Origin of the sequence: Pseudomonas pichavaramensis (assembly GCF_050473265.1) — a bacterium.
Lineage (GTDB): Bacteria > Pseudomonadota > Gammaproteobacteria > Pseudomonadales > Pseudomonadaceae > Aquipseudomonas.
Genome location: NZ_JBJKFJ010000001.1, coordinates 276,400 through 299,816, shown reverse-complemented (window position 1 = coordinate 299,816; position 23,417 = coordinate 276,400). Strand labels below are relative to the sequence as shown.

The 23,417-nt window shown below is 61.5% G+C and carries 18 protein-coding genes; 3 read left to right on the top strand and 15 right to left on the bottom strand.

Going from position 1 to position 23,417, the window contains the following annotated elements; translation table 11 throughout:
* The first annotated feature begins 93 nt into the window (after positions 1–93).
* Positions 94–702, top strand: a complete 609-nt coding sequence (locus tag ACJRW5_RS01310; protein ID WP_484568735.1) for a protein kinase family protein — start codon at positions 94–96, stop codon at positions 700–702.
* Here the strand turns inward: ACJRW5_RS01310 and ACJRW5_RS01305 are convergent.
* From ACJRW5_RS01305 to glnE, 14 genes are all read right to left on the bottom strand, one after another.
* A complete protein-coding gene (locus ACJRW5_RS01305; protein WP_484568734.1) occupies positions 699–1,799 on the bottom strand; it encodes a glycosyltransferase in 1,101 nt (366 codons plus the stop codon). The genes ACJRW5_RS01310 and ACJRW5_RS01305 overlap by 4 nt on opposite strands.
* A gap of 17 nt (positions 1,800–1,816) precedes the next feature.
* Positions 1,817–2,776 carry a glycosyltransferase gene (locus ACJRW5_RS01300; protein WP_484568733.1) on the bottom strand — a complete coding sequence of 320 codons (960 nt, stop codon included), beginning with the start codon at positions 2,774–2,776 and terminating at the stop codon, positions 1,817–1,819.
* Positions 2,777–2,892: 116 nt separating this feature from the next.
* Positions 2,893–4,032 carry a glycosyltransferase gene (locus tag ACJRW5_RS01295; protein WP_484568732.1) on the bottom strand — a complete coding sequence of 380 codons (1,140 nt, stop codon included), beginning with the start codon at positions 4,030–4,032 and terminating at the stop codon, positions 2,893–2,895.
* Positions 4,019–5,773: a carbamoyltransferase family protein gene (locus ACJRW5_RS01290; protein WP_484568731.1), complete on the bottom strand. Its 1,755-nt coding sequence runs from the start codon at positions 5,771–5,773 to the stop codon at positions 4,019–4,021. Before ACJRW5_RS01290 ends, ACJRW5_RS01295 begins: the two co-directional genes overlap by 14 nt.
* A gap of 12 nt (positions 5,774–5,785) precedes the next feature.
* Positions 5,786–7,231, bottom strand: a complete 1,446-nt coding sequence (locus ACJRW5_RS01285; RefSeq protein WP_484568730.1) for a lipopolysaccharide kinase InaA family protein — start codon at positions 7,229–7,231, stop codon at positions 5,786–5,788.
* Complete coding sequence (locus tag ACJRW5_RS01280; RefSeq protein ID WP_484568729.1) at positions 7,231–7,974, bottom strand: lipopolysaccharide kinase InaA family protein; 744 nt, start codon at positions 7,972–7,974, stop codon at positions 7,231–7,233. Before ACJRW5_RS01280 ends, ACJRW5_RS01285 begins: the two co-directional genes overlap by 1 nt.
* Positions 7,971–8,705, bottom strand: coding sequence for a lipopolysaccharide kinase InaA family protein (locus ACJRW5_RS01275; RefSeq protein WP_484568728.1), 735 nt, complete (start codon positions 8,703–8,705; stop codon positions 7,971–7,973). The genes ACJRW5_RS01280 and ACJRW5_RS01275 overlap by 4 nt, the downstream gene beginning before the upstream one ends.
* A 2-nt stretch (positions 8,706–8,707) precedes the next feature.
* Positions 8,708–9,694: a glycosyltransferase family 9 protein gene (locus ACJRW5_RS01270; protein ID WP_484568727.1), complete on the bottom strand. Its 987-nt coding sequence runs from the start codon at positions 9,692–9,694 to the stop codon at positions 8,708–8,710.
* On the bottom strand, positions 9,695–10,501 hold the full coding sequence (gene rfaP, locus ACJRW5_RS01265; protein ID WP_484568726.1) for a lipopolysaccharide core heptose(I) kinase RfaP: 807 nt from the start codon (positions 10,499–10,501) through the stop codon (positions 9,695–9,697).
* A gap of 100 nt (positions 10,502–10,601) precedes the next feature.
* The gene (locus ACJRW5_RS01260) at positions 10,602–11,726 is read right to left on the bottom strand and encodes a glycosyltransferase family 4 protein (RefSeq protein WP_484568725.1); all 1,125 of its coding nucleotides are present in this window, start codon (positions 11,724–11,726) and stop codon (positions 10,602–10,604) included.
* A 9-nt stretch (positions 11,727–11,735) separates the two neighbouring features.
* Positions 11,736–12,740 carry a lipopolysaccharide heptosyltransferase RfaC gene (gene rfaC, locus ACJRW5_RS01255; RefSeq protein WP_484568724.1) on the bottom strand — a complete coding sequence of 335 codons (1,005 nt, stop codon included), beginning with the start codon at positions 12,738–12,740 and terminating at the stop codon, positions 11,736–11,738.
* Positions 12,741–12,742: 2 nt separating this feature from the next.
* Entirely contained in the window at positions 12,743–13,786 is a 1,044-nt protein-coding gene (gene waaF / locus ACJRW5_RS01250) for a lipopolysaccharide heptosyltransferase II (RefSeq protein WP_484568723.1), read from the bottom strand.
* A gap of 60 nt (positions 13,787–13,846) precedes the next feature.
* On the bottom strand, positions 13,847–14,770 hold the full coding sequence (locus tag ACJRW5_RS01245) for a branched-chain amino acid transaminase (RefSeq protein ID WP_484568722.1): 924 nt from the start codon (positions 14,768–14,770) through the stop codon (positions 13,847–13,849).
* Positions 14,771–14,830: 60 nt separating this feature from the next.
* Positions 14,831–17,773: a bifunctional [glutamate--ammonia ligase]-adenylyl-L-tyrosine phosphorylase/[glutamate--ammonia-ligase] adenylyltransferase gene (gene glnE, locus ACJRW5_RS01240; RefSeq protein WP_484568721.1), complete on the bottom strand. Its 2,943-nt coding sequence runs from the start codon at positions 17,771–17,773 to the stop codon at positions 14,831–14,833.
* A gap of 271 nt (positions 17,774–18,044) precedes the next feature.
* Here glnE and aceE point away from each other — a divergent pair, with 271 nt between their 5' ends.
* Both aceE and aceF read left to right on the top strand, forming a co-directional pair.
* A complete protein-coding gene (aceE, locus tag ACJRW5_RS01235; protein ID WP_484568720.1) occupies positions 18,045–20,690 on the top strand; it encodes a pyruvate dehydrogenase (acetyl-transferring), homodimeric type in 2,646 nt (881 codons plus the stop codon).
* Positions 20,691–20,701: 11 nt separating this feature from the next.
* Positions 20,702–22,669 carry a dihydrolipoyllysine-residue acetyltransferase gene (aceF, locus tag ACJRW5_RS01230; protein ID WP_484568719.1) on the top strand — a complete coding sequence of 656 codons (1,968 nt, stop codon included), beginning with the start codon at positions 20,702–20,704 and terminating at the stop codon, positions 22,667–22,669.
* Positions 22,670–22,803: 134 nt separating this feature from the next.
* On the opposite strand, the gene ACJRW5_RS01225 is transcribed toward aceF, so the two are convergent.
* Positions 22,804–23,310, bottom strand: a complete 507-nt coding sequence (locus ACJRW5_RS01225; protein WP_484568718.1) for a hypothetical protein — start codon at positions 23,308–23,310, stop codon at positions 22,804–22,806.
* Between the last annotated feature and the right edge of the window lie 107 nt (positions 23,311–23,417).

Genomic DNA, 23,417 nt, shown 5'->3' with positions numbered 1-23,417 from the left:
GCGGTCACCGGATGAAAAAACGCCCCGAAAAGAATTATCCTTGCCACAAACTTACATAATCGTCGACTAAACACTGACTAACCTTACGAATTTATGTCAACCAAGATCAAACTGAGCAACGAGATGCTAGCCACGCTCATAACGGGCGCCCTCGTACTAGAAAAAGACAGCTTTGGCCCCAAGGTATACAAGCTGGCCAATGGAAATTTCTTGAAATTATTTAGAAGAAAGCGCCTAGTTTCCTCGGCACTGCTCGTCCCTTACTCGGAGCGTTTCTGGCGCAACGCGGACAAGCTTAAGGCACTAAACATCCCTACTCTCACGCCACTAAGCATATATAGACTGGAAGACCCCGCCGTGACTGCCGTGTGCTACCGCCCTCTGGCAGGACGTACACTCAAGGACATCTACTTAGAGCAGCCATCCACCTTCGGCAGCTACATGCCAGAACTGATAAAGCTGATTCGTACACTACACCGCAGCGGCGTGTACTTCCGCTCATTACACCTAGGCAACATTGTGCTGACTCCCGGGGGCAAGATGGGACTCATAGACATCGCAGACCTAAGCATTCAGCGTCGAGCGCTTTCAACAGCTAAGGCAAAACGCAATCTCGCACACTTTTCCCGCTTGCTGAAAACTATGGGCATTGCGGAGCAGTTTCCTATGGAGGCCTTGAGCTCAGCAGTGCTGGACAATTAACGTAAAAGACAGCGATAGCACTCAACGAAGTCTTTCCAGGCACTCTCAGGGTTCATACCTGCCATTTGCGCCTGCGCCAACTCCGCCAAATTTCCCCGCAGATAAAAACTCAAGGCCGCTTTCCAGGCAGGTTTCTGATCGACAGGTAACAAGCCGACCCCTCCGGCCAATTGCTCACGGAATACCGGCAGATCACTTGCCAAAACGGGCACACCTGCGATCACCGCTTCGGAGAGGACCAAACCCAGCCCTTCCTGCCGAGATGGGATACACAGCAAATCGAATGCCCGATATAAGCGCACAGCTTCAGCAACATGCCCCAACAAAAAGACTTGCGTAGAAATCCCCAGCTTGCTCGCAAGCGTTGATAATGCTTCGCGCTCCGGACCTTCACCTAAAATTACAAGCCGATCATCAGGGTTGGCTCTCAACTCCTCAGCGAGCACCTCAATAAGCTGACTAAAGCCTTTCTCACTGACCAGCCTCCCTACCGCACCTATTATGCGCCCCCGCCCCTCTGCAACGGGAAGACCAAGCCCATCCCGTGCCGCCTCCTTATTCAAAAGAGACAGCCGCAATGTATCAGGGCGTAGAGCAACACGAACACCAGACACCTTACATCCCGTCTGATGCTGTATATCGGCAGCCAATGTTGCAGAAACCGCCATCAACTCTAGCCGCTCAGCGGGAAAAGCCTGTAGAAGTCGACTCTGCTCAGGTTTGATGCGCTTGTTACCGTGAAACAGTACAACGACACGCACCTGCGTCAACTCACGCAGCAAGGGTAGGACGTAGGTCGCCACTCCCATGCCATCTAGCAGAATGACTTGGGGTCTACGCACAGTAATCCACCGAACCAGACGTCGACGATCAATCAAACGCTGTATTGAAGCCAGACCACGTCCCTTAATCCGCGCCGAGGAAAGCCCGAGGCATGAGACTGGCCCCACCTCCATAAGCGGCGGTGCCTCACCGCCTTGCAGCAGCAGATTAACAATGCTCGAACCTCTCTCACTAAGCTTGAGTATGTCTCGGTGAACCTTGTGTACAGAGACGAAATCTGTGCCTCCGCCCCACATGACATTGAGGATATTCATTAGTTTCAGAGTCAGTGTCAGATGCCAATCTTGCGTAACAGTAACTGCAGTCGCGTTGGCTGAATGCCAGGAAGCAGAGGCGCAAGCATTGCTTCAACAATCTGCCGCCCTATGGCCGCAAAGCCATAACGCTGCTCAGCAAGCTGACGCCCAGCCTCGGCTATGTCCTTGGCTCGTAGCGGATCCTGCCTCAGGATACTCAACTTCTCGCGTAGCTCAGTCACGTCGTGGTACAGAACGATATTCTTCATATCGACAAAGCCAAGAGCCGTGCTTTCCAGTTCTCCATGATCATATGCGAACAGAACACAACCGCACGCCATAGCTTCGAAGTTCTTGATCATATATTCTCCCATTCCCACATCCGCACTCACGAAGAAACGGATACGGTTCAAGGTATCGCAATACTCCTCGCCGGATTTGGTCTTGGTCACGAACAGATCCTCGTGCCGCCCCAGCTCCTCGAGTAGCGCCTTGCGACCGCTATAAGCCACACTCTTGGTACTGCCGACGAAGCCCAGTTCGATGTCGCGCGTTCGACCTTGATAAGAAAGCAAGGCCTGATCGTATCCCTTGGGTACGAAGCAGGCATCGAAGCCTTCGTCTCGCAAACGCTGGCTGACCTGGGCGCCCGAGCTGATGATGCGCACCCACGGCATACGCCGATAGTGAGCACTGAACTTCCCCGTGTACTTGCAAGGGATATAGTTCTGGTAGGCATCGTGTTCCAGAATCACCACATTGGGCAGGGTACGAATGAAGCGCCATTGACGCATTTCTTTCTTGAACCGCAGAAAGAAAAGAATCCGGTCGTACCTCGAAGCATCCACATGCTCGCGGAAGTATCGCTTCAGGTTAGCTTGCTCATCGCTGCTCAGCCAACGAGTGTCGCAAGTACTACACGCATCAGCGATACCGTCATACAGCCGATCCAGTATTGCTCGCTGCTCAGCCTGGACCAGAAAAAGCACGTTCACAGGTACACCTCGAAAATCAGGAAACCGCACTGACGCTTTTGATGCTCTCACTTCCAGAGAAGGTGAGCCTCGCCACTGTATTGTCACGACAAATTGTTAGCTGGCAGGCAGAACGCTCATAGCAAGCCTGTACTCTCACCGAGCCACCCCTCCTGCCGCACTATGCTCAGGAATCGCATGCGCCCCTGTGCATCGGAGAAACACTCGAGCTGCCGGGAAGACGACGACTCCGTGGCACGAGCTGACTGCTCCTTAAGACATTGCGCAAGGCTTTGCGTATCCTTCAGCGGAAACAGCGCCCCCGAATCTCCCACAACTTCAGGTGCCCCGCCACAATCACTAGCCAGTATGGCTATCCCCGCCGCCATCGCCTCCAGCAACACCATGCCGAACGGCTCGTGGTCGGAGGTCAGGGCGAACACGTCGAACGCCTTGAAATAGCGCCGGCCGTTGGCCACCTGGCCGAGGAAGCGTACGGCATCACTTATACCCAGCTCGGCGGCCAGGGCCTTGAGCTGGGCCTCAAGCCGGCCACGGCCCATGATCGCCAGCAAGCTGCCGTCCGGCAGTTGTGGCAGTGCCTGGGCGAAGCCGCGGATCAATGTGGCCTGGTCCTTATCCGGATGCAGGCGGCCGACGTTGCCGACCACCCAGGCATCCTGTGGCAGGCCCAGATGCTCACGAGCCTGCTCACGGGAAACCTGCTCGGCCTGCACGGCGGCGATGTCGATACGGTTGTACAGGGTCTCGATACGTTCGACAGGCCAGGATGGCAGGCAAGCGCGTATGTCGTCACGCACGGCATTGGACACGCCGAGCAGCCTCAGGCGCTTGCGGAAACAGTTGGCGAACAGCTTCCGGGAGCGCCGTTCGTAGTCACCGAAGGCGTGGTGCACACCGATTACCGGCAGTTCACTGCCCAGCAGCGCAACATAGATCGGTTTGAAGCGGTGGGCGATGCACAGGGCGAAATCACGCGAGGCGGCGATACGGCGTAAATCACGGATCGCGCCCAACTTGAGGCCACGCACCTGGGCGCTGGAATAGTCGAGGAAGATCACCTCGTCAGAGGCAGAGCCACGCTCGACCTCCGCGGAAGGTGCGCCCGTCAGGTAGACGGTGCACACCTTGTAAGGCATGTCCTTGAACAGCACAGCGTATTGCCGCGCGCAATCCAGAAACGGGCCGTCATAGCCGTGACAGAACTGCAGAACCCAGCGCTGCGCTTGCTCAGTGTTCGTCTCAGACGCTGTCATACCAGTCCTTGCCGTCCTTGACCACGAGGATGTCTTCCATGATCAGGTACTGCAGGTCAGAGCCGTAGAACATGTTCAGCGCATCGGTCGGCGAGCAGATCATCGGCTCGCCACGGCGGTTGAGCGAGGTGTTCAGCGACACGCCGTTGCCGGTGAGTTTTTCCAGTTGCAGCATCAGGTCGTACCAGCGCGGGTTGTATTGGCGCTCGAGCACCTGGGCACGCGAGGTGCCGTCTTCGTGCACCACTTCGCCAACGCGCTCCTTCCACTCCTCGTTGACTTCGAAGGTGAAGGTCATGAACGGGCTCGGGTGATCGACCTTGAGCATCTTCGCTGCCACAGTGTCGAGCATGGACGGGCAGAAGGGTCTCCAGCGCTCGCGGAACTTGATCTGCTCGTTGATGCGGTCGGCCACGCCTGGCACGCTTGGGCAGCCAATGATCGAACGGCCGCCGAGGGCGCGCGGGCCGAACTCCATGCGGCCCTGGAACCAGGCCACCGGGTTGCCGTCGACCATGATCCGGGCGATGCGCTCAGGAGTGTTGTCGATGCGTTTGAACACCGGCTGATTAGGGTGCTTGGCGCAGGCGGCGATAACGTCTTCGTTGGAGTAGGACGGGCCGAGGTAGACGTGCTCCATCTTCTCCACCGGCACGCCGCGCTGGTTCGACACATAGGCCGCAGCGCCAACAGCGGTGCCTGCATCACCGGAGGCCGGCTGGACGAACAGCTCCTTGACGTCATCGCGGGCGATGATCTTCTGGTTCAGTTTGACGTTCAGCGCACAGCCGCCGGCGAAGGCGATCTTGCCGGTCTCACGCAGGATGTCGCCGAGGTAGTACTCCGTCATCTGCAGCGCCAGCTTCTCGAACAACGCCTGCATGCTGGCGGCGTAGTGGATGTACGGATCGTCGGCGATGTCGCCTTCGCGTTTCGGCCCCAGCCACTCGATCAGCTTGGGCGAGAAGTAGTAACCCTTACCGTTTTCCTTGTAGCGACGGAAGCCGATGACGTTGGCGTACTCGGTGTTGATGATCAGCTCGCCGTTCTCGAACTTGGCCAGCCGCGAGAAGTCGTACTTGGCGGCGTCACCGTACGGCGCCATGCCCATGACCTTGAACTCGCCGTCGAGCATTTCAAAACCGAGGTATTCGGTGATCGCGCCATACAGGCCGCCGAGGGAATCCGGATCGAAGAACTCCTTGATCTTATGGATCTTGCCGTTTTCACCGTAGCCAAAGAAGGTGGTGGCGTACTCACCCTTGCCGTCGATGCCGAGGATCGCGGTCTTCTCCTTGAAGCCTGAGCAGTGGTAGGCACTGGAGGCGTGCGCCAGGTGGTGCTCGATCGGCTCGATCTTGACTTTCTTCAGGTCGAAGCCGAGTTGCACCAGGCACCACTCGATGCGCTTCTTGTAGCGGTTGTAACGGCGGTTACCGAACAGGATCGCATCAAGGGCTCGATCTGGCGCGTAGGCATAGCGCTTGGCGTACTGCCAGCGGGCCTTTTCAAAGATGCTGATGGGCGCAAAGGGAATGGCCACCACGTCGACATCGGACGGCTTGATGCCGGCCTGTTCCAGGCAGAACTTGGCCGATTCGTAGGGCATGCGGTTCTTCGCGTGCTTGTCGCGCACGAAGCGCTCCTCTTCCACCGCCGCGATCAGCTTGCCGTCGATGTACAGCGCGGCGGACGGATCGTGACTGAGGGCGCCGGACAGGCCGAGAATGGTCAGTGCCACAGGTTTGAGCCTCTAATTCGGGCAGGTGCCGGGCACCTGCGGTAAACGTTGGTCGAGCAACTGGTGCAGGGCGCAGTCCGCCGGCCAGTTGCGCAGAAAACGGGCGCGGTCGCGAGCATAGGCCCGAGCGAAACTGCGCGCACTGCGATGTTGGCGCATGGCATCCAGGTCGATCAGCGACCAGGCACCCTGCGCGTCATCCCAAAACAGGTTGTGCCCCTTGAAATCACCGTGGCTGATTCGCTCACGCAGCAGCGCTGCGAAAAGACGATCCAGAGCCAACAGTTCGCTTTCCGGGGGAGGTGCCTGCTTATATGCTTCAAAACGCGCGATTATATCCTGCCCACCACAATAGTCAGTAATCAGGTACGCCCGTCCACGCAGCCAACACCAACGCCTTTCGATCACGGCCAGTGGTGTCGGCGTGATAAACCCTAGCAACTGCAGGCGGTTGCCTTCGCGCCAGCTATGCCAGGCCCGGCTCGGGCGCCAGAAGCGCTTGAACCAGTGCGGCAGGTTCTTAACGTTGTAGCGCTTGACCACCAGCGATCGAGCGTCAAGATCGACACGCGCTACGGTCGCCGTGCCGCCGGCCTTGTAAATATGTCCGCTCTCGATACAGGTATCGAGATTTTCCATTAACGGCTGCAGGGTCGACTCCGCCTCACGGCGCACCACGCGCAGACCGAAAGCACCGATGCGTGCGGCGAAAAGACTGCAGTCACGTGCCGTCTTCTTCAGGTAATCGCGCAAACGCCAGCGGCGTACCTTGGCAATCTCGGCCTGAAGCATCTCCAGTGGCAACGCGTGTTCGCCATTGGCCAGCAGATAATGAATCAGCAGTTCTTCGAGAAAGGCATCCAACTCGATTGGCAACTGGGCGAAGAACACGCCGAGGTTCTCCAGCACACGAGCGCGCGACAACGGCTGCCCCAGTATCTCGGCGTGCACCCCGCCGCCGTCGATCAGGTACAGGTGGCCGTCTTGGCGCAGCAGGTTGTCCAGATGCAGATCGGCCTGCCACAGACCTTGTGCATGCATACTGCCGACCGCTGCCAGCGCCTCCCCCAGAACCGCCTGCTGCTCGCCCGACAACAAGGGTTCGCCAGCGACTGCCTGCCAGGTCGACCAAAGACTCTGCGCGCCGTTGAGATACTCGAACAGCAACCAGCCGCCCTGCCCCTCGACGAAGTCATGCGCCAACAGAGCCGGTGTTGGCAGCCCCTGCCCGGCTAGCAGGCGGGCACCGTCCAGCTCGCGCTGATAGTGGCGCTGCGCCCGACCGCCAACCAGCAGCTTGGCCAGCACCTGGCGGCCTTGCCAGGTGGCCACACCCACATAGCGCTGGCCCGGCAGCACGCGTAGCCAATCACTGACCTGCAGATCAGCATCAGCCACCTGCAGTTGCAGCGGCAACACTGGCGTACGCCCGACCTGATTCAACTCAGCCAACTGCATCAGCGCGCCTCCTTGTGACGCTTGCGCGTCTCGAGCAGCTGCCACCAAGGCTCGATGTTCTCGCTGTGGCCGAGATAAGCCGCCAGCAAGGTGCGCACGTTCGCCTCGTTCCAGACACTGGCGCGGCGCAGCAGCGGCTCCAGATCCTTGATCCGGTCGCGGCGGCCGAACAGAAGCGGACGGGTCTTTTCCAGGTCGATCAATTGCGCTTCAAAACCTGCCGCCTTTTCGCGCAGGAAGATGTGCTTGGGATAGAAGCAGCCATGCATCTGCCCCGCCCGATGCAGCACCCCGGCCAGATCGCCACAGGCACGCAGAATCGCATGTTGTGTGACTGCGCTCAGCGTAGGCCATTGCGCGAGCCAGCTATCCAGATCACGCCAGCCATCCAGAGCGCGCGTCAGCAATATCGCACGGCGCTCACCGGGTATGCGCCGCTCGCCGAAGAACGCGGCCTGCAGGGCCGGTATCGCCATCTCGGCATAGCGACGAATGTTGCGAAACTCACGGGCGAAGGTCGGCTCCCCCCATGGGTGCAAGACGCTGCGCGTCAGGTGATTGCTCTGCCGCTTGAGATAGAACGCACGCTCGCCCAAGTCCAGACGATAGACGCTGCTCCAGCCGCCGCGCTCGGTGTTCGGTTCATCCACCGCTTCCAGCTTAAGCGTCCAAAGCGCATCAAAACTGGCCAGGCCATGCTGTTCGAGCAGCGCGCGATCCTGCTTCGAGACGAAATCCGTCATTCCCTACCCTCGAAGAACTTGAGCACCCGCCTGATACGCTTCTTGTCGCCCTCTCCGAGGCGCTCCCGATCACGATACTGCAGATAGAAGCGCAAACGCTGGGTGCGCGACAGCACGCGCTTGGCCACTTTATCGAGGCACGCCAGATCCTTGATGATGCGATAACGCAACAAAGGCCCCCACCAGAAACTACCCGTAGGGCAGTCGATGAAGAACAGCTCGGCCTTCTCGTTGACCAGCAGGTTGCGCCACTTGAGGTCGTTGTGGGTGAAATGATGGTCATGCAGGGTTCGCGCTCCCAGGGCCACTTGTTGGCTGACATGCAAGACCCATTCAGGATCAGCCAGACGCTGATCCTGGCGTTCGGCGATTTCGGCCAAATTGAGAGTATTGTCCAGCTCGCGCGTTACCAGCGCGCCACGCACGAAGGCACCAGCATTCCTCTCAAGCCCGTAGGCAACGATAGGAGCCGTGGGGATTCCCCACTTGGCGAACAGCTTCAGGTTTTGCCATTCCGCCTTGACCCGTGGTCGCCCAAGATAGCGACGCACCCCCTTTCCGGCCCCCCAATATCGCTTGACGTAATAACGCACGCCTTGGCGCTCGATCCGGATGACCTCCGATAAAGGGTCCTTAGTTAGCCGCTCCCCCTTCAGAGTGAATACAGCCTCGAGCGAGCCAAAAGCCGCCAGCAGAATAGGATCATGCACGTGATGCTTCCACGCCGACATACCTAGCAACTCCTCACATCGGCGAGCGCAGTCACAATACGCCGCAGGGGAATGAAAGGCCGCCAGACCGTATAACCCATCCACTTGAAACTGATCACTGGATTGATGACCTGGTTGAGATCATTGAAACCGGGACGCCAAGTGAAATCACTACGCCGGCGCGTGATGGTAAACGTGCGCAACCCCAGCAGCGACCCGAGATGACCACCGCCCGAGTCGTTACTGACGACTACGGAGCAGGTTCGCAGGTAATCGACCAGCCCCTTTAAATCCGTAAAGGCATGCACGACATGGCCAGGGTACTGACTACTCAAGGCTTGCTGCTCACTGACAATACCAACGAACTCGACATGCCAGCCCTTGGCGCTCAATCGACGAGCCAGACGCCGGAATCCGGAGCTGGAAAAGTTCTTGCTGACGTGCGGCGTCGTGGGGAAGATGGCTACACGGCGCTCAGCATCATTCGCGAGGGCAGGCAGTCCTTGAAAGCCCGTGACAGGCACGGCCAGATCTAGCCCCAGAATTTCTTCTGCGTACAGATCGATCCACTGCACCATCGTTTTACCGGCCTTGGGGTCGCGGCAGATCACATTGTGCGCGCCTGGAACCTCTATACCCTCAAGCATCACTGGACGCTCGGATAGGCGTAAATTTTCTGGCAGTTTCTTACCAGACAAATAGGCGATATTAGCTACCTGCGTCAGGTCGCCACCAGCTCGGACGGCCTTGATCAGCCAATCGATATAGCAAATGACTAGAGCATTGGAGTTAGCCAGTTGCAACAAATTCGGATTCACATCCGCTACTACCTGCAAGCCTGGAAGATACCCACTCAGTGAAGCCAAAGAGGGCGATACCAGCGTAACCCTTGCTCCAGCGGCCTGAAGACGCCACGCCAGCCGTAAAAACAGCGATGTGTCACCGAGAGCCGGACAGGAAACGACCGCAACACTCATACCTGGCTTGATAACTGTCTCTTCCACTGACATCTACAGTCGATCTCCATAACGCTGCTTACGCTCATACAATTTCGCCGCCCTGCGCTCCAGCCAGGCGAGCAGGCGCGCTTCGTCGCGCAGCACCCCGCGCAACGGGCGCTGGAAGTAGGTGCGCAGAAAACGCAGTTTGTCGCGACGGGTCAGGCCGATATCCAGGGCCGAGAAGTACAGAGCCGCGAGGTCTTTGTCACGCCAGCGCTGCGGGACTGCGTCCCGCACCTGTGCTCGGTGCAGGTCGATGACCGACAAGTGCAGGTCGTCAGCCTGTATCGGCCGATCGGTGTGCAGCAGGAAGTGGCAGATGTAGCAGTCGCGGTGGTTGACCCCGGCACGGTGCATGGTGCCGGTCATCTGCGCCACTTCGCGGATCAGCGCCCACTTCAGCACTGGCTGGGGCGGCTGCTCGGCCCAGTTCAGAGTCAGCTGCTCCAGATCGACGGTCGGCGCCAGCTCCTCGGTAACGATGAAGGAATGCTGGTGCGCCGGATTGCTACCGCGCTCGCCGTAGGCCACGGCGGTCATGGTTGGCACGCCTGCTTCGGTCAAACGCTGGATCGCCTGCCACTCTTGTGCTGCGCCGAGCACCGGCGCCTTGGCACTGAGCAGGTTCTTGGCGATCTCGCCCCAACCGATGCCACGGTGAATCTTGACGAAGTAGCCACGCCCGTCGACCTCTGTACGCAAGGTACGGCGCCCTTCCAGCTCTCGATAGACCTGACCCTGTAGCGCCTCGACAGCCTCGAAAGCGTCACGCTCGGCCCACAGGCTCTTGAACGGTTCGGCGAGGATCAGGCGCATGGCAGCCCCCCCGGCCGGGCATCCGTAGAGTGCGCCGTGCGTACTGAAGCCACTGCGATGTCGGTCTTGCGGTGCGCACAGCACACCCTCCCCAGACGGCTCATGCGTGCTTCTCCGCGAGGATTACGTCGGCGGCCTTCTTCGGCATGGAATAGAGGTCGGCGCTGTCGGCATAAGCCAGACCGTTGCGCACCCAGAAGGCGCGCTGCTGCGGATCGGCGAGCATGTCGGCCAGGGCGCGGTTGAGCCGCTCTTGCTCGAAGGGGCTGGGCAGCACCCGTCCGCAATCGGCATCGGCAATGTAGTGGGCATAGCCACAAACATCGGTGACCAGCACTGGCAGGCCGGAGACCAGCGCCTCCAGCAACACGGTGCCGGTGTTCTCGTTATAGGCCGGATGGATCAGTAGATCGGCGCCGAGCAAGAAGCGTGGAATATCGCTACGACCCTTGAGAATCTGCACCTGATCAGACAAGCCCAACGCCTTGACCTGCAGCAGGAAGGGCTTGGGATCGTCCTGGCCGATGGCGATCAGGCGGGTGCGTTTGCGCAACTCTCGCGGCAAGGAAGCCAGCGCTTTGAGGCTGCGGTCCAGGCCCTTGGTCTTGAACCCCGAGCCGATCTGCACCAGCAGCAGGTCGTCGTCGCCCAACTGAAACTCACGGCGGAAGTCCGCGCGAATCTCGGTGGCGTTCGCCGGCGCCCGGCGATCCTGGGCGATCCCCGGCGGCAGCAAATGAAAGCGTTGCAACGGCGTCTTGTAGTGTTTGACGAACAAAGGCTGCTGCACCTCGGAGATCATCAGGATCTCGGTCTTCGACTCCGGCGCGAACACCGCGCGCTCGTAATCGGCGAAGTGCTTGTAGCGCCCCCAACGCCGATAGATCGGATTACGCAGGGTCTGTGCCTTGTCTTCGAAACAGCCGTCGGCGGCGTAGTAGACGTCCAGACCCGGCATCTTGTTGAAGCCAATCACCCGGTCGACGGGGTCGCGCTTCAGATCGGCCTGCAGCCAGGCGCTGAACTTCTCGTTGCGGCGGTGATTGAACAACGCTCGCACCGGCGCCACGCGGATGTCGAAGCCACCCGGATTGTCGCCTTCCCAGATCGGCGTATATACGCGAATGGCGTGACCGCGCGCCTGGCACTCCAGGGCGATGCGCATGAAATCACGCTGTAGCCCGCCGAACGGGAAGTATTTGTAAAGAACGAAGGCCAGTTGCATAGCCGCTCCTTATAGGGTGCCGGGAGGCGCGAGCAGCAGCGCCTCCAGTTCCAGGCCAACGCGCGCGGCGTCGAGGCCATCGAAGCAGGGCTTGTCACGATCACCGCTGCCAGCGCCCGGACCGCTGGCACACAGATGAATCTGGCTACGACCATAGGCTCCGACCTTGCCGGGCAGCGTCGGGCCGTAGAGGGAAATGTTCGGTACATCCAGCGCCGCGGCCAGGTGGCCGAGCCCGGTATCGACGGAGACGCAGGCGCTGGCGCCGGCGATCACCTTGGCCACGCCGGCCAGGTTCAATTTGGGCAGCACGGCGACATGCCGGAGCCCGGCGGCGATGCGTTCGGCTCGTGCTTTCTCTGTCTCGCTGCCCCAAGGCAGGCGCACGGCCCAGCCCAGTTCGTCCATACGCTCGGCCAACGCACGCCAGTCGCTTTCCGGCCAGTGCTTGCTGACCCAGGTGGTGCCATGCAGGAACACCAGATAGGGTTGCGCCGTAGCGTCCATCATCGCTGCGCGATTGAGGCCGTAGTCAGCGCTGGCGGCAGGCAATGAATACCCCAGCGCCTTGGCAAACAACTGTCGTACGCGCTCCAGGGCATGTTGATCCTTGGCCACCGCGTAGCGCCGGTCGTAGAAGCGGCTGGCCAACGGCTCGCGCGCCGAATCACGATCCAGTCCGGCCACCGGCGCCTGAACATAGCGCGTCAGCCAGGCGCTCTTGAGCAGCCCTTGGGCGTCGATCACCAGGTCATAGCGATTCTCGCGCAAGCGCTGCTTGAAACGCGTCCACTCGCCACTGCGCCAGGTGCGTAGCGGGTGCTTGCGCCAGCGGCGAATGGCCACAGGAATCACCTGCGACACGGCCGGATGCCAGGCGGGAATCTCGGCGAAGCCTTCTTCCACGACCCAGTCGAAGCGAATGCCGGGAATGGCGCGAGCGGCATCGGTCAGCGCCGGCAAGGTATGCACCACGTCGCCCAGCGACGAGGTCTTGATGATCAGTACCCGCAAGATCAGTCGCCCTCGACCAGGGTCAGAGTTTCGCCGACCAGCCGTTCCAGCGCCTCGATGACCGGGCGCGGTTTGAGCTCGCGCAGGCAGTTGTAGTGACCGAAGCGGCAGGTGCGATCGAAACAGGGGCTGCATTCCAACCCCAGACGGACGATCTCGACACGATCGGCCAGTGGCGGAGTAAAACCAGGCGAGGTGGAGCCGTAGACAGCCACCAGCGGCCGGTTAAGTGCCGCAGCCACGTGCATCAACCCGGAATCGTTGGACACCACGGCAGTGGCAGCCGACATCAGGTCGATGGCCTCGGCCAGGCTGGTCTGCCCGGAAAGGTTGCAGACCTCCTCACGCAGGCCGGGAATCAGGCGCATGCGAATGTCTTCGCCGCCGGCATGGTCGTTCTTCGAACCGAACAGCCAGACCTGCCAGCCCTCGCGAATCTTGATCTCGGCGACCTTGGCGTAATGCTCGGCCGGCCAGCGCTTGGCCTCGCCGAACTCGGCGCCCGGGCAAAGCGCCAGCACCGGCCGGTCGAGCTGCAGGCCGAACTTGGCCAGCGCCTCGGCGCGGCTGGCCTCGTCAATCACCAGGCGCGGTTGAGGATAAGGCTGATGCAATTCGGCGCCCGGCTCGTAGGCCAGCGCCATGAAACGCTCGATCATCAGCGGGTAGCGCGCCTTGTCCAGCGTGCGAATATCGTTGAGCAGGCCGTAGCGCATCTCGCCCTTCCAGCCGGTGCGCTTGGGGATACCCGCGAACCAGGGCACCAGGGCGGACTTCAGCGAATTGGGCAGCAGAATGGCCTGATCGTATTGACCGCCAAGCGACTTGCCGATACGCCGACGCGTGGCCAGATCGAGCACACCATGCCCCAACGGCAGGCTGAGTGCGGCGCGCACCTCAGGCATGCGCTCGAGGATCGGTCGACTCCAGTCCGGCGCCAGCACGTCGATCTCGCACTCGGGATGACGCTGCTTGAGGCACTGGAACAGCGTCTGCGCCATTACCATGTCGCCTACCCAGCTCGGTCCAACGATCAGTATCTTCATATTCTTTCCAGAAACGACCAGGGAGGCTTTCGCCTCCCCGTCAAGCCTCCGAGGAACCCCTTACTTGACCAGCGTACGCCACCCGGCATGCGCGTTGGTCTTGCCGGTCACCAGGTCGAAATAGGCTTTCTGCAGTTTTTCGGTAACCGGACCACGGCGCCCGATACCAATCTGACGGCCGTCCACTTCACGGATCGGCGTGACTTCGGCGGCGGTGCCGGTGAAGAAGGCCTCGTCGCATATGTACACCTCGTCACGGGTGATGCGCTTCTCGACCACCTTGATGCCCAGCTCGTCGGCCAGGGTCAGGATGGTATTACGAGTAATGCCGTTGAGGCAGGAGGTCACTTCCGGGGTGTAAACCACACCATCCTTGACCAGGAAGATGTTCTCGCCCGAACCCTCGGCCACGTAACCTTCCGGGTCCAGCAGCATGGCCTCGTCGGCACCGCCGGAGATGGCCTCCTGCAGGGCCAGCATCGAGTTTATGTAGTTGCCGTTGGCCTTGGCGCGGGTCATGGAGATGTTGACGTGGTGACGGGTATAGGAGCTGGTACGCACCTTGATGCCAGTCTGCAGAGCTTCCTCACCCATGTAGGCGCCCCAGTGCCAGGCGGCGACGATCACGTGCACTTTCAGGCCAGCGGCACGCAGGCCCATGCCTTCGCTGCCGAAGAACACCATCGGGCGCAGGTAGGCGCTTTCCAGGCCGTTTTCACGCACCGCGGCGCGCTGCGCCTCGTTGATCTCTTCCTTGGAGAAGGGGATCTGCATGTTGAAGATGTGCGCCGAATCGAACAGACGGTCGGTGTGCGCCTGCAGACGGAAGATCGCGGTGCCGTCCGGGGTGTTGTAGGCGCGCACGCCTTCGAACACGCCCATGCCGTAGTGCAGGGTATGGGTCAGCACATGGGTGGTCGCCTCGCGCCACGGTACCAGTTCGCCGTCGTACCAGATCACGCCATCACGGTCGGACATCGACATCTTGCCTGCTCCTCAATTCGCTTCGCGGTTCGATCAATCAGTGCTCCCACCCGGGAGCCATCAGCTCAGTTCCAGCTGGCGCCACAAACGCATCACGGCGTGGCGCTCATCCTGAAACTGATCACCCGGCACTACCCCGGGCTGCTTCTGCAGCGCCTGGCGGTGAGCGGCCGAGCGGTAGACCTTGTAGGCCTCGCGCAACAATCCGGCATCTTGCGCCGACATCAGACCGACCCGCTCGAGCCCCTCGAGGATGCGGATGTTATCGGTGAATTCGAGCAGTTGCGGATGTTGCCACGACCAGGCCAGAGCCGCGTATTGCACCATAAATTCGATATCGACGATACCACCGGCATCCTGCTTCAGATCGAAGGAGGTTGCTGCATCGAAGGCATTTTCTGCAGTCCCGGCAGCCGTCGCACGCGTACCGAGGTTGTCGCGCATCTTCGCCCGCATCTCGCTGACCTCCGCACGCAGGGCGGCAATATCACGCTGACGCCCCAGCACCTCTCCGCGCACCCGGGCGAACTCGCCGCCCAGGCGCGGGCATCCGACCAGCACCCTCGCGCGTACCAGCGCCTGGTGCTCCCAGGTCCAGGCCTCGCCTTCCTGATAGCGCTGGAAGGCACCGAGCGAGCTGACCAGCAGCCCGGCCGCGCCCGATGGTCGCAGACGCATATCCACTTCATACAAGGCGCCGGAGGTGGTCTGCGTTGTCAGCAAATGAATGATGCGCTGCCCCAGCCGGGTAAAGAACTGCGCGCCGTCGATAGGTTTGGCACCATCGGTCTCGGCCTGCGGGTCGCCACCATGAATGAACACCAAGTCCAGATCCGAGCCATGGCCGAACTCGAGCCCCCCGACCTTGCCATAGCCGACGATGATGAAATCCGGATCGCAGGGCGCACCGTCGGCGCGACAGGGGCGGCCATGGCGCTGCACGGTGTGCTGCCAGGCCAGCGCCAGCACCTGATCGAGAATCGCCTCGGCCAGCCAGGTCAGGTAGTCCGACACCTTCATCAACGGCAGCGTACCGGCGATTTCCGACGCCGCCACGCGCAGGCTGTGCGCCAGCTTGAAGTGGCGCAGCGCTTCCATCTGCTGCTCAAGATCCTCCTCGGGAATACGGATCAACCGCTCACGCAATTCGGCCGCCAGTTCCGGCGCCTGTGGCGGCGAATACAACCTTCCTTCGTTGAGCAACTCGTCGAGCAGCAACGGGAAGCGGGCGATCTGCTCCGCGATCCACGGGCTGGCCGCACAGAGCGTGATCAACCGCTCCAGTGCGCCGGGGTTTTCAGATAGCAGCACCAGATAGGCCGAACGTCTCGCCACCTTTTCCACCAGCGGCAGCACCCGCTCCAGCACCAGATCCGGCACATCGTGCTCCGCCGCCTGCGCCAGCAGGCGCGGAATGAAGGCATCCAGACGCTCACGGCCGAGGCGCTGCATGGCACGCACCTGCGGACCATTGCGCAGGTCGCCCAGGCGCCGATAGGCCGCAGCAGCCTCAGTGAAGCCAGATTCTTGCAGTTGCTGAATGCCCGCTTCCTCATCCAGCGCCCCCTCCCACAACGGCAGCCATTCGGCGCCGACACAGGCCTCGCCGCCCTGCGCATCGTCCTCGTCAGGATCGGCGATCACTTGCTGGAAGTGCCACTCGATGCGGCCCCGCCAGTACATCAGGCGCTCGTGGAAGCTGGCCCAGTCGGCGAAGCCCATGATCGCGGCCACCCGCGCCTGATCCTGCGGATCGGCCGGCAGCATCTGCGTCTGCCGGTCACCGATGCCCTGCAGGGCATGCTCGGCGTAGCGCAGGAACTCGTAGCCTTCCTTCATTTCCGCTACCACCGCCGGCGGCAGATAGCCCTGCCCCTCCAGCGTGGCGAGGACCTTGAGCAAGGGTCGCTGCTGCAGGCTGAGGTCGCGCCCGCCATGGATCAGCTGAAAAGCCTGAGCGATGAACTCGATCTCGCGGATACCCCCGGCGCCGAGCTTGATGTTTTCGCTCATGCCCTTGCGCCGCACCTCCTGCTGGATCAACTGCTTCATCGCACGCAGCGCCTCGATGGCGGAGAAGTCCAGGTAACGGCGATAGACGAACGGGCGCAGCATTTCCAGTAACTCGGCTCCGGCAGCCTGATCGCCACCGACCACGCGCGCCTTGATCATCGCGTAGCGCTCCCAGTCGCGCCCCTGATCCTGGTAGTACTGTTCCAGGGCATTGAAACTGAATACCAATGCCCCGGACGAACCATAGGGGCGCAGACGCATGTCGGTACGGAAGACGAAGCCGTCGACGGTGATCGCGTCCAGCGCCTTGATCAGCCGCTGCCCCAGCCGGATGAAGAACTCCTGATTGTCCAGCGAACGCTTGACCCCTTCGGTCTCGCCGCCTTCGGGATAGCCGAAGATCAAGTCAATGTCCGAAGACAGGTTGAGCTCGTGAGCGCCGAGCTTGCCCATTCCGAGGATGACCATGTGCTGCGGCTGGCCGCTGCGTCGCCCCGTCGGCGTACCGAACTGCTCGCAGTGGCGTGGATAGAGCCAGTGATAGGCCAGATCGATACAGGCGTCGGCCAGATCGGACAGATCGCGACAGGTTTCAGCGAGCGCAGCCTGACGACTGAAGTCGCGCCAGATGATGCGCAACTGTTGACGATTGCGGAAACGCCGTAGACAACGCCCCAGCGCCTCCTCATCGGCACAATCGGCCAACTGCGCATCGAGCTGCTGGCGTAACTCGCCCGGCACCAGACTGCGCTCCAGCTCACCCGACTCAGCCAGGGCAAGGAAGGTTTGCGGGTCACGCTGCGCCTGCTCTGCGACAAAATCACTCAGGGCCGCAACCTGTCGCCAGTTTTCCCGCCGCTGCTGCGGCCAGGCCGAGAATGCGGCTGCCGCCCCCTCATGCTCGCTCAGGGCGGCTTGTAGTGACTGTTCGGCGCGTTCGGCCAGGGAGGCAAGAGAAGGGGGCAACTCGACCAGCAACGGCAGGCTCATGGTCTATCCTTTTGGCGGACTGCCGGACGCACGGCGCAAACGCCCGGAACCCCGCACCTGCGGGGCGTGCGCGGCCGGCAGTGCCGCGGATTGTAGTTTTACTACGAAAGAATTGTATCCAGAGGGCTGAATCCGTCGTCGAAATGTAGTAAAACTACAAGCGGCCGGTCCTACCCCCGGTAAATCCAAGAATTTCAACTCGCCCGCCCAAAAAGCCGGCGAGACCCAACTGGCCTCCGATTCTGGAAGCCTTTCCGCCCTGGAGCAAGCCATGCAAGACCTCGATCCGATCGAAACCCAGGAATGGCTGGACGCCCTTGAATCCGTCCTCGACCGTGAGGGTGAAGACCGTGCCCATTACCTGATGACCCGTCTGGGCGAGTTGGCCACCCGCAGTGGTGCGCAGCTGCCTTACGCGATCACCACGCCCTACCGCAACAGCATCCCGGTAACCCATGAAGCGCGCATGCCCGGCGACCTGTTCATGGAACGCCGCATCCGCTCGCTGGTGCGCTGGAACGCCCTGGCCATGGTGATGCGCACCAACCTGGACGACCCGGACCTGGGCGGCCACATTTCCAGCTTCGCCTCCTCCGCGACGCTGTATGACATCGGCTTCAACTACTTCTTCCAGGCCCCGACCGAAGAACACGGCGGCGACCTGGTGTTCTATCAAGGCCACGCCAGCCCTGGCGTCTACGCCCGCGCCTTCATGGAAGGCCGCGTCAGCGAAGACCAGATGAAGAACTTCCGTCGCGAAGTCGACGGCAAGGGCCTGTCTTCCTACCCGCACCCCTGGCTGATGCCGGACTTCTGGCAGTTCCCGACCGTATCCATGGGTCTGGGCCCGATCCAGGCGATCTACCAGGCGCGCTTCATGAAGTATCTGGAAGCCCGCGGTTTCATCCCGGCCGGCAAGCAGAAGGTCTGGTGCTTCATGGGCGACGGCGAGTGCGACGAGCCGGAATCCCTCGGCGCCATCTCCCTGGCTGGCCGCGAGAAGCTGGACAACCTGATCTTCGTCATCAACTGCAACCTGCAGCGCCTCGACGGCCCGGTTCGCGGCAACGGCAAGATCATCCAGGAACTCGAAGGCGTATTCCGCGGTGCTCAGTGGAACGTCAACAAGGTGGTCTGGGGTCGCTTCTGGGATCCGCTGTTCGCCAAGGACAAAGACGGTGCCCTGCAGCGTCGCATGGACGAAGTGGTCGACGGTGAATACCAGAACTACAAGGCCAAAGACGGCGCCTATGTGCGCGAGAACTTCTTCAACACGCCAGAACTCAAGGAAATGGTCAAAGACCTTTCCGACGACGAGATCTGGAAGCTCAACCGTGGTGGCCACGACCCGTACAAGGTCTATGCAGCCTACCACCAGGCGGTGAACCACAGCGGCCAGCCGACCGTGATCCTGGCCAAGACCATCAAGGGCTACGGTACCGGCGCCGGTGAAGCGAAGAACACCGCGCACAACACCAAGAAGGTCGATGTCGACAGCCTGCGTCAGTTCCGCGACCGCTTCGACATTCCGGTCAAGGACGAAGAGCTGGAAAACCTGCCGTTCGTACGGCCGGAGCCGGGCAGCCCCGAGTACAAGTACCTGCACGAGCGCCGCACCGCGCTGGGCGGTTTCGTACCGCAGCGCCGCCAGCAGAGCTTCAGCATCCCGACTCCGCCGCTGGATACCCTCAAGGCCATCCTCGACGGCTCGGGCGACCGCGAAATCTCCACCACCATGGCCTTCGTGCGCATCCTCGCGCAGTTGGTCAAGGACAAGGAACTCGGCCAGCGCATCGTCCCGATCATTCCGGACGAAGCCCGTACCTTCGGTATGGAAGGCATGTTCCGTCAGTTGGGCATCTACTCCTCGGTCGGCCAGCTGTACGAGCCGGTCGATAAAGACCAGGTGATGTTCTACAAAGAGGACAAGAAAGGTCAGATCCTCGAGGAAGGCATCAACGAAGCCGGCGCCATGAGTTCCTTCATCGCCGCTGGTACTTCGTACTCCTGCCACAACCAGCCGATGCTGCCGTTCTACATCTTCTATTCGATGTTCGGCTTCCAGCGTATCGGCGACCTGGCCTGGGCTGCTGGCGACAGCCGCACCCGCGGCTTCCTGGTCGGCGGCACCGCCGGTCGTACCACCCTCAACGGTGAAGGTCTGCAGCACGAAGACGGTCACAGCCACATGCTGGCAGCGACCATTCCGAACTGCCGCACTTACGACCCGACCTACGGCTACGAGCTCGCCGTGATCATCCGCGAAGGTATTCGCCAGATGACCGAAGAGCAGCAGGACATCTTCTACTACATCACCGTGATGAACGAGTCATACCAGCAGCCGGCCATGCCGGAAGGCGTGGAAGACGGCATCATCAAGGGCATGTACCTGCTCGAGGAAGACAAGAAGGAAGCGGCGCACCACGTGCAGCTGCTGGGCTCCGGCACCATCCTGCGCGAGGTGCGTGAAGCGGCGAAGATCCTGCGCGACGAGTTCAATATCGGCGCCGACGTGTGGAGCGTCACCAGCTTCAACGAACTGCGTCGCGATGGCCTGGCCGTCGAGCGCAGCAACCGCCTGCACCCGGGCCAGAAGCCCAAGAAGACCTACCTCGAAGAGTGCCTGAGCGGTCGCAAGGGTCCGGTCATCGCCTCCACCGACTACATGAAGCTGTTCGCCGAACAGGTTCGTCAGTGGGTTCCGAGCAAGGAATACAAGGTCCTGGGCACCGACGGCTTCGGCCGCAGCGACAGCCGCAAGCAGCTGCGTCACTTCTTCGAAGTGGACCGCAACTGGGTCGTGCTGGCCGCGCTGGAAGCCCTGGTCGACCGTGGCGAGATCGAAGCCAAGGTGCTGGCAGATGCCATCGCCAAGTTCGGTATCGACGCCGATAAAGCCAACCCCCTGGACTGCTAAGGAGCGTAGCGATGAGTGAGTTGATTCGCGTACCCGACCTCGGCGGTGAAGGCGAGGTCATTGAACTGCTGGTCAAGGTCGGCGACCGTGTCGAAGCCGAGCAGAGCGTACTGACCCTGGAGTCCGACAAGGCCTCCATGGAAGTGCCCTCGCCCAAGGCCGGTGTGATCAAGGAAATCAAGGTCAAGATCGGCGACCGCCTGAAAGAAGGCGACGAGCTGCTGGTGCTGGAAGTCGAAGGAGCCGCAGAAGCGGCGCCTGCGCCAAAAGCCGAAGCAGCCCCGGCCGAAGCTCCGAAAGCGGCCGCTCCTGCGGCTGCTCCGGCCGCCGCGACCAGCAGCGTGCAGGACGTACACGTGCCGGACATCGGCACCGACGGCAAGGTCAAGGTCATCGAAGTCATGGTCAAGGTGGGTGACACCATCGAGGCCGACCAGTCGCTGATCACCCTGGAGTCCGACAAGGCCTCCATGGAGATCCCCTCGCCGGCTGCCGGCGTGGTCGAAGAAGTGCTGGTCAAGCTGGATGCCGAAGTCGGCACCGGCGACCTGATCATCAAGCTGCGCAGCGCAGGCTCCGCGCCTGCCGCCGCACCGGCCCAGGCAGCAGCACCCGCTGCCGCTGCGCCTGCGGCACCTGCTCCGGCCGCTGCTGCCCCGGCTGCCGCCTCGGTGCAGGACGTACAGGTGCCGGACATCGGTACCTCCGGCAAGGTCAAGGTCATCGAGGTCATGGTCAAGGCTGGCGACAGCATCGAGGCCGACCAGTCGCTTATCACCCTGGAGTCCGACAAGGCTTCCATGGAAATCCCCGCGCCGGCTGCCGGCGTGGTCGAAGAAGTGCTGGTCAAGCTGGACGACGAAGTCGGTACCGGCGACCTGATCCTCAAGCTCAAGGTGGCCGGCGCTGCTGCGGCAGCTGCACCGGCGCATGCCAGTCAGGAAGTGCACCGCGTACCGGAAGGCGCCGCACCGGAAGTGGCCGCCGAAGTACGCGCCATTGCCTCGCTGTCGGCTGCTGCTGCCGAAGTCGCCAACACGCCCAAGCGCGACGGCGCCAAGGTGCACGCCGGCCCGGCCGTGCGTCAGCTGGCGCGTGATTTCGGTGTCGAGCTGGCGGACATCGCCGGCACCGGCCCGAAAGGCCGCATCCTCAAGGAAGACGTGCAGGTCCACGTCAAGGCGATGATGCAGAAGGCCAAGGCCGCGCCGCAGGCGACTGCAGCTGCTGCCACTGGCGGTGCCGGCATCCCGCCGATCCCGGCCGTGGACTTCAGCAAGTTCGGTGAAGTCGAAGAAGTGGCCATGACCCGCCTGATGCAGGTCGGTGCTGCCAACCTGCACCGCAGCTGGCTCAACGTGCCGCACGTGACCCAGTTCGATTCGGCCGACATCACCGACCTGGAAGCCTTCCGCGTTGCGCAGAAGGCCGTGGCCGAGAAGGCCGGCGTCAAGCTGACCGTGCTGCCGCTGCTGCTCAAGTCCTGCGCCCATCTGCTCAAGGAACTGCCGGACTTCAACAGTTCGCTGGCGCCGAGCGGCAAGGCAATCATCCGCAAGAAGTACGTACACGTCGGTTTCGCCGTGGACACCCCGGATGGTCTGCTGGTCCCGGTGATCAAGAACGTCGACCAGAAGAGCCTGCTGCAACTGGCCGCCGAAGCCGCCGAACTGGCCGACAAGGCACGCAAGAAGAAGCTCTCTGCCGATGACATGCAGGGTGCCTGCTTCACCATCTCCAGCCTCGGCCACATTGGCGGCACCGGCTTCACGCCGATCGTCAACGCGCCTGAGGTGGCGATCCTCGGTGTGAGCAAGGCAACCATGCAGCCGGTATGGGATGGCAAGGCCTTCCAGCCGCGCCTGATGCTGCCGCTGTCGCTGTCCTACGATCACCGCGTGATCAATGGCGCCGCCGCTGCCCGCTTCACTCAGCGCCTGTCGCAGCTGCTGGCGGACATCCGCACCATCCTGCTGTAAATCGTTTCGAGCACGCCACGCTCGCATCCTCAACCCCGTCTGTTCAGACGGGGTTTTTTTTGCCTTGGCGACGACACCGTGAGCCGTCGTAAAGACCTGCGAAATACTACGTTGAGCAGATGACGAAAATGCCGTCAGCCCTTCTGCACGTTGCGAATCAGAAAACTCAGCGCCTTGGCCAGCTCGCCGGCGCCCTGATGGTCACGCACGATCGTCAACAGCGGGCTGCCGTCAGCCGGATTGAACAGTACGCAGCGGATACCACTGGTCGGACATTCATAGCGGATGAACGGATCGACACCGAACACCGAGAGGCGCTGATTGTGCACGGCGACTGCCGTGCCTTCGGCCCCACGTCGCTCCTCGCGCAGCACCAGTTCGCCCGAGCCAGCGACGCTGAAACGATAGAGCAGATCCTCACGCCCGGGCACGCCGACCTGGTAACCGGCCCGCAGGGCGTAGGTTTCCAGCAGTGCGTTGCTGTGCGCAAGCAATGCCTGACGCTCGTTTTCGGTCAGGTAAAGACGCTTCAGCCCGCCGAGGTAAACGGCTTGTTCATCCCCTTGCAGCGCCGCATCCTCCTCGGCGCTGGAGAGGGCAGGTATCGCGGCAAAAAACACGCCTCCCAACACGATGGCCATCAGTTTTCTTGTCAGTCTCGCTTGCATGATGCACCCTTGCCGAACGCTATAGTGAAGTAGGCCTGAGCCCTAGCCTCCGTCCATGCCACTGCGCCCTCTGGCAGCAG

What these genes read in the sequence shown, in the direction of transcription:
- ACJRW5_RS01295 (WP_484568732.1), bottom strand. Translation starts at nt 4,032, where the DNA reads ATGACAGCGTCTGAGACGAACACTGAGCAAGCGCAGCGCTGGGTTCTG.
- ACJRW5_RS01305 (WP_484568734.1), bottom strand. Translation starts at nt 1,799, where the DNA reads ATGAATATCCTCAATGTCATGTGGGGCGGAGGCACAGATTTCGTCTCT.
- aceE (WP_484568720.1), top strand. Translation starts at nt 18,045, where the DNA reads ATGCAAGACCTCGATCCGATCGAAACCCAGGAATGGCTGGACGCCCTT.
- waaF (WP_484568723.1), bottom strand. Translation starts at nt 13,786, where the DNA reads ATGAAGATACTGATCGTTGGACCGAGCTGGGTAGGCGACATGGTAATG.
- ACJRW5_RS01275 (WP_484568728.1), bottom strand. Translation starts at nt 8,705, where the DNA reads ATGTCGGCGTGGAAGCATCACGTGCATGATCCTATTCTGCTGGCGGCT.
- ACJRW5_RS01280 (WP_484568729.1), bottom strand. Translation starts at nt 7,974, where the DNA reads ATGACGGATTTCGTCTCGAAGCAGGATCGCGCGCTGCTCGAACAGCAT.
- glnE (WP_484568721.1), bottom strand. Translation starts at nt 17,773, where the DNA reads ATGAGCCTGCCGTTGCTGGTCGAGTTGCCCCCTTCTCTTGCCTCCCTG.
- ACJRW5_RS01270 (WP_484568727.1), bottom strand. Translation starts at nt 9,694, where the DNA reads ATGTCAGTGGAAGAGACAGTTATCAAGCCAGGTATGAGTGTTGCGGTC.
- ACJRW5_RS01260 (WP_484568725.1), bottom strand. Translation starts at nt 11,726, where the DNA reads ATGCAACTGGCCTTCGTTCTTTACAAATACTTCCCGTTCGGCGGGCTA.
- ACJRW5_RS01245 (WP_484568722.1), bottom strand. Translation starts at nt 14,770, where the DNA reads ATGTCGATGTCCGACCGTGATGGCGTGATCTGGTACGACGGCGAACTG.
- rfaP (WP_484568726.1), bottom strand. Translation starts at nt 10,501, where the DNA reads ATGCGCCTGATCCTCGCCGAACCGTTCAAGAGCCTGTGGGCCGAGCGT.
- ACJRW5_RS01310 (WP_484568735.1), top strand. Translation starts at nt 94, where the DNA reads ATGTCAACCAAGATCAAACTGAGCAACGAGATGCTAGCCACGCTCATA.
- ACJRW5_RS01285 (WP_484568730.1), bottom strand. Translation starts at nt 7,231, where the DNA reads ATGCAGTTGGCTGAGTTGAATCAGGTCGGGCGTACGCCAGTGTTGCCG.
- ACJRW5_RS01225 (WP_484568718.1), bottom strand. Translation starts at nt 23,310, where the DNA reads ATGGCCATCGTGTTGGGAGGCGTGTTTTTTGCCGCGATACCTGCCCTC.
- aceF (WP_484568719.1), top strand. Translation starts at nt 20,702, where the DNA reads ATGAGTGAGTTGATTCGCGTACCCGACCTCGGCGGTGAAGGCGAGGTC.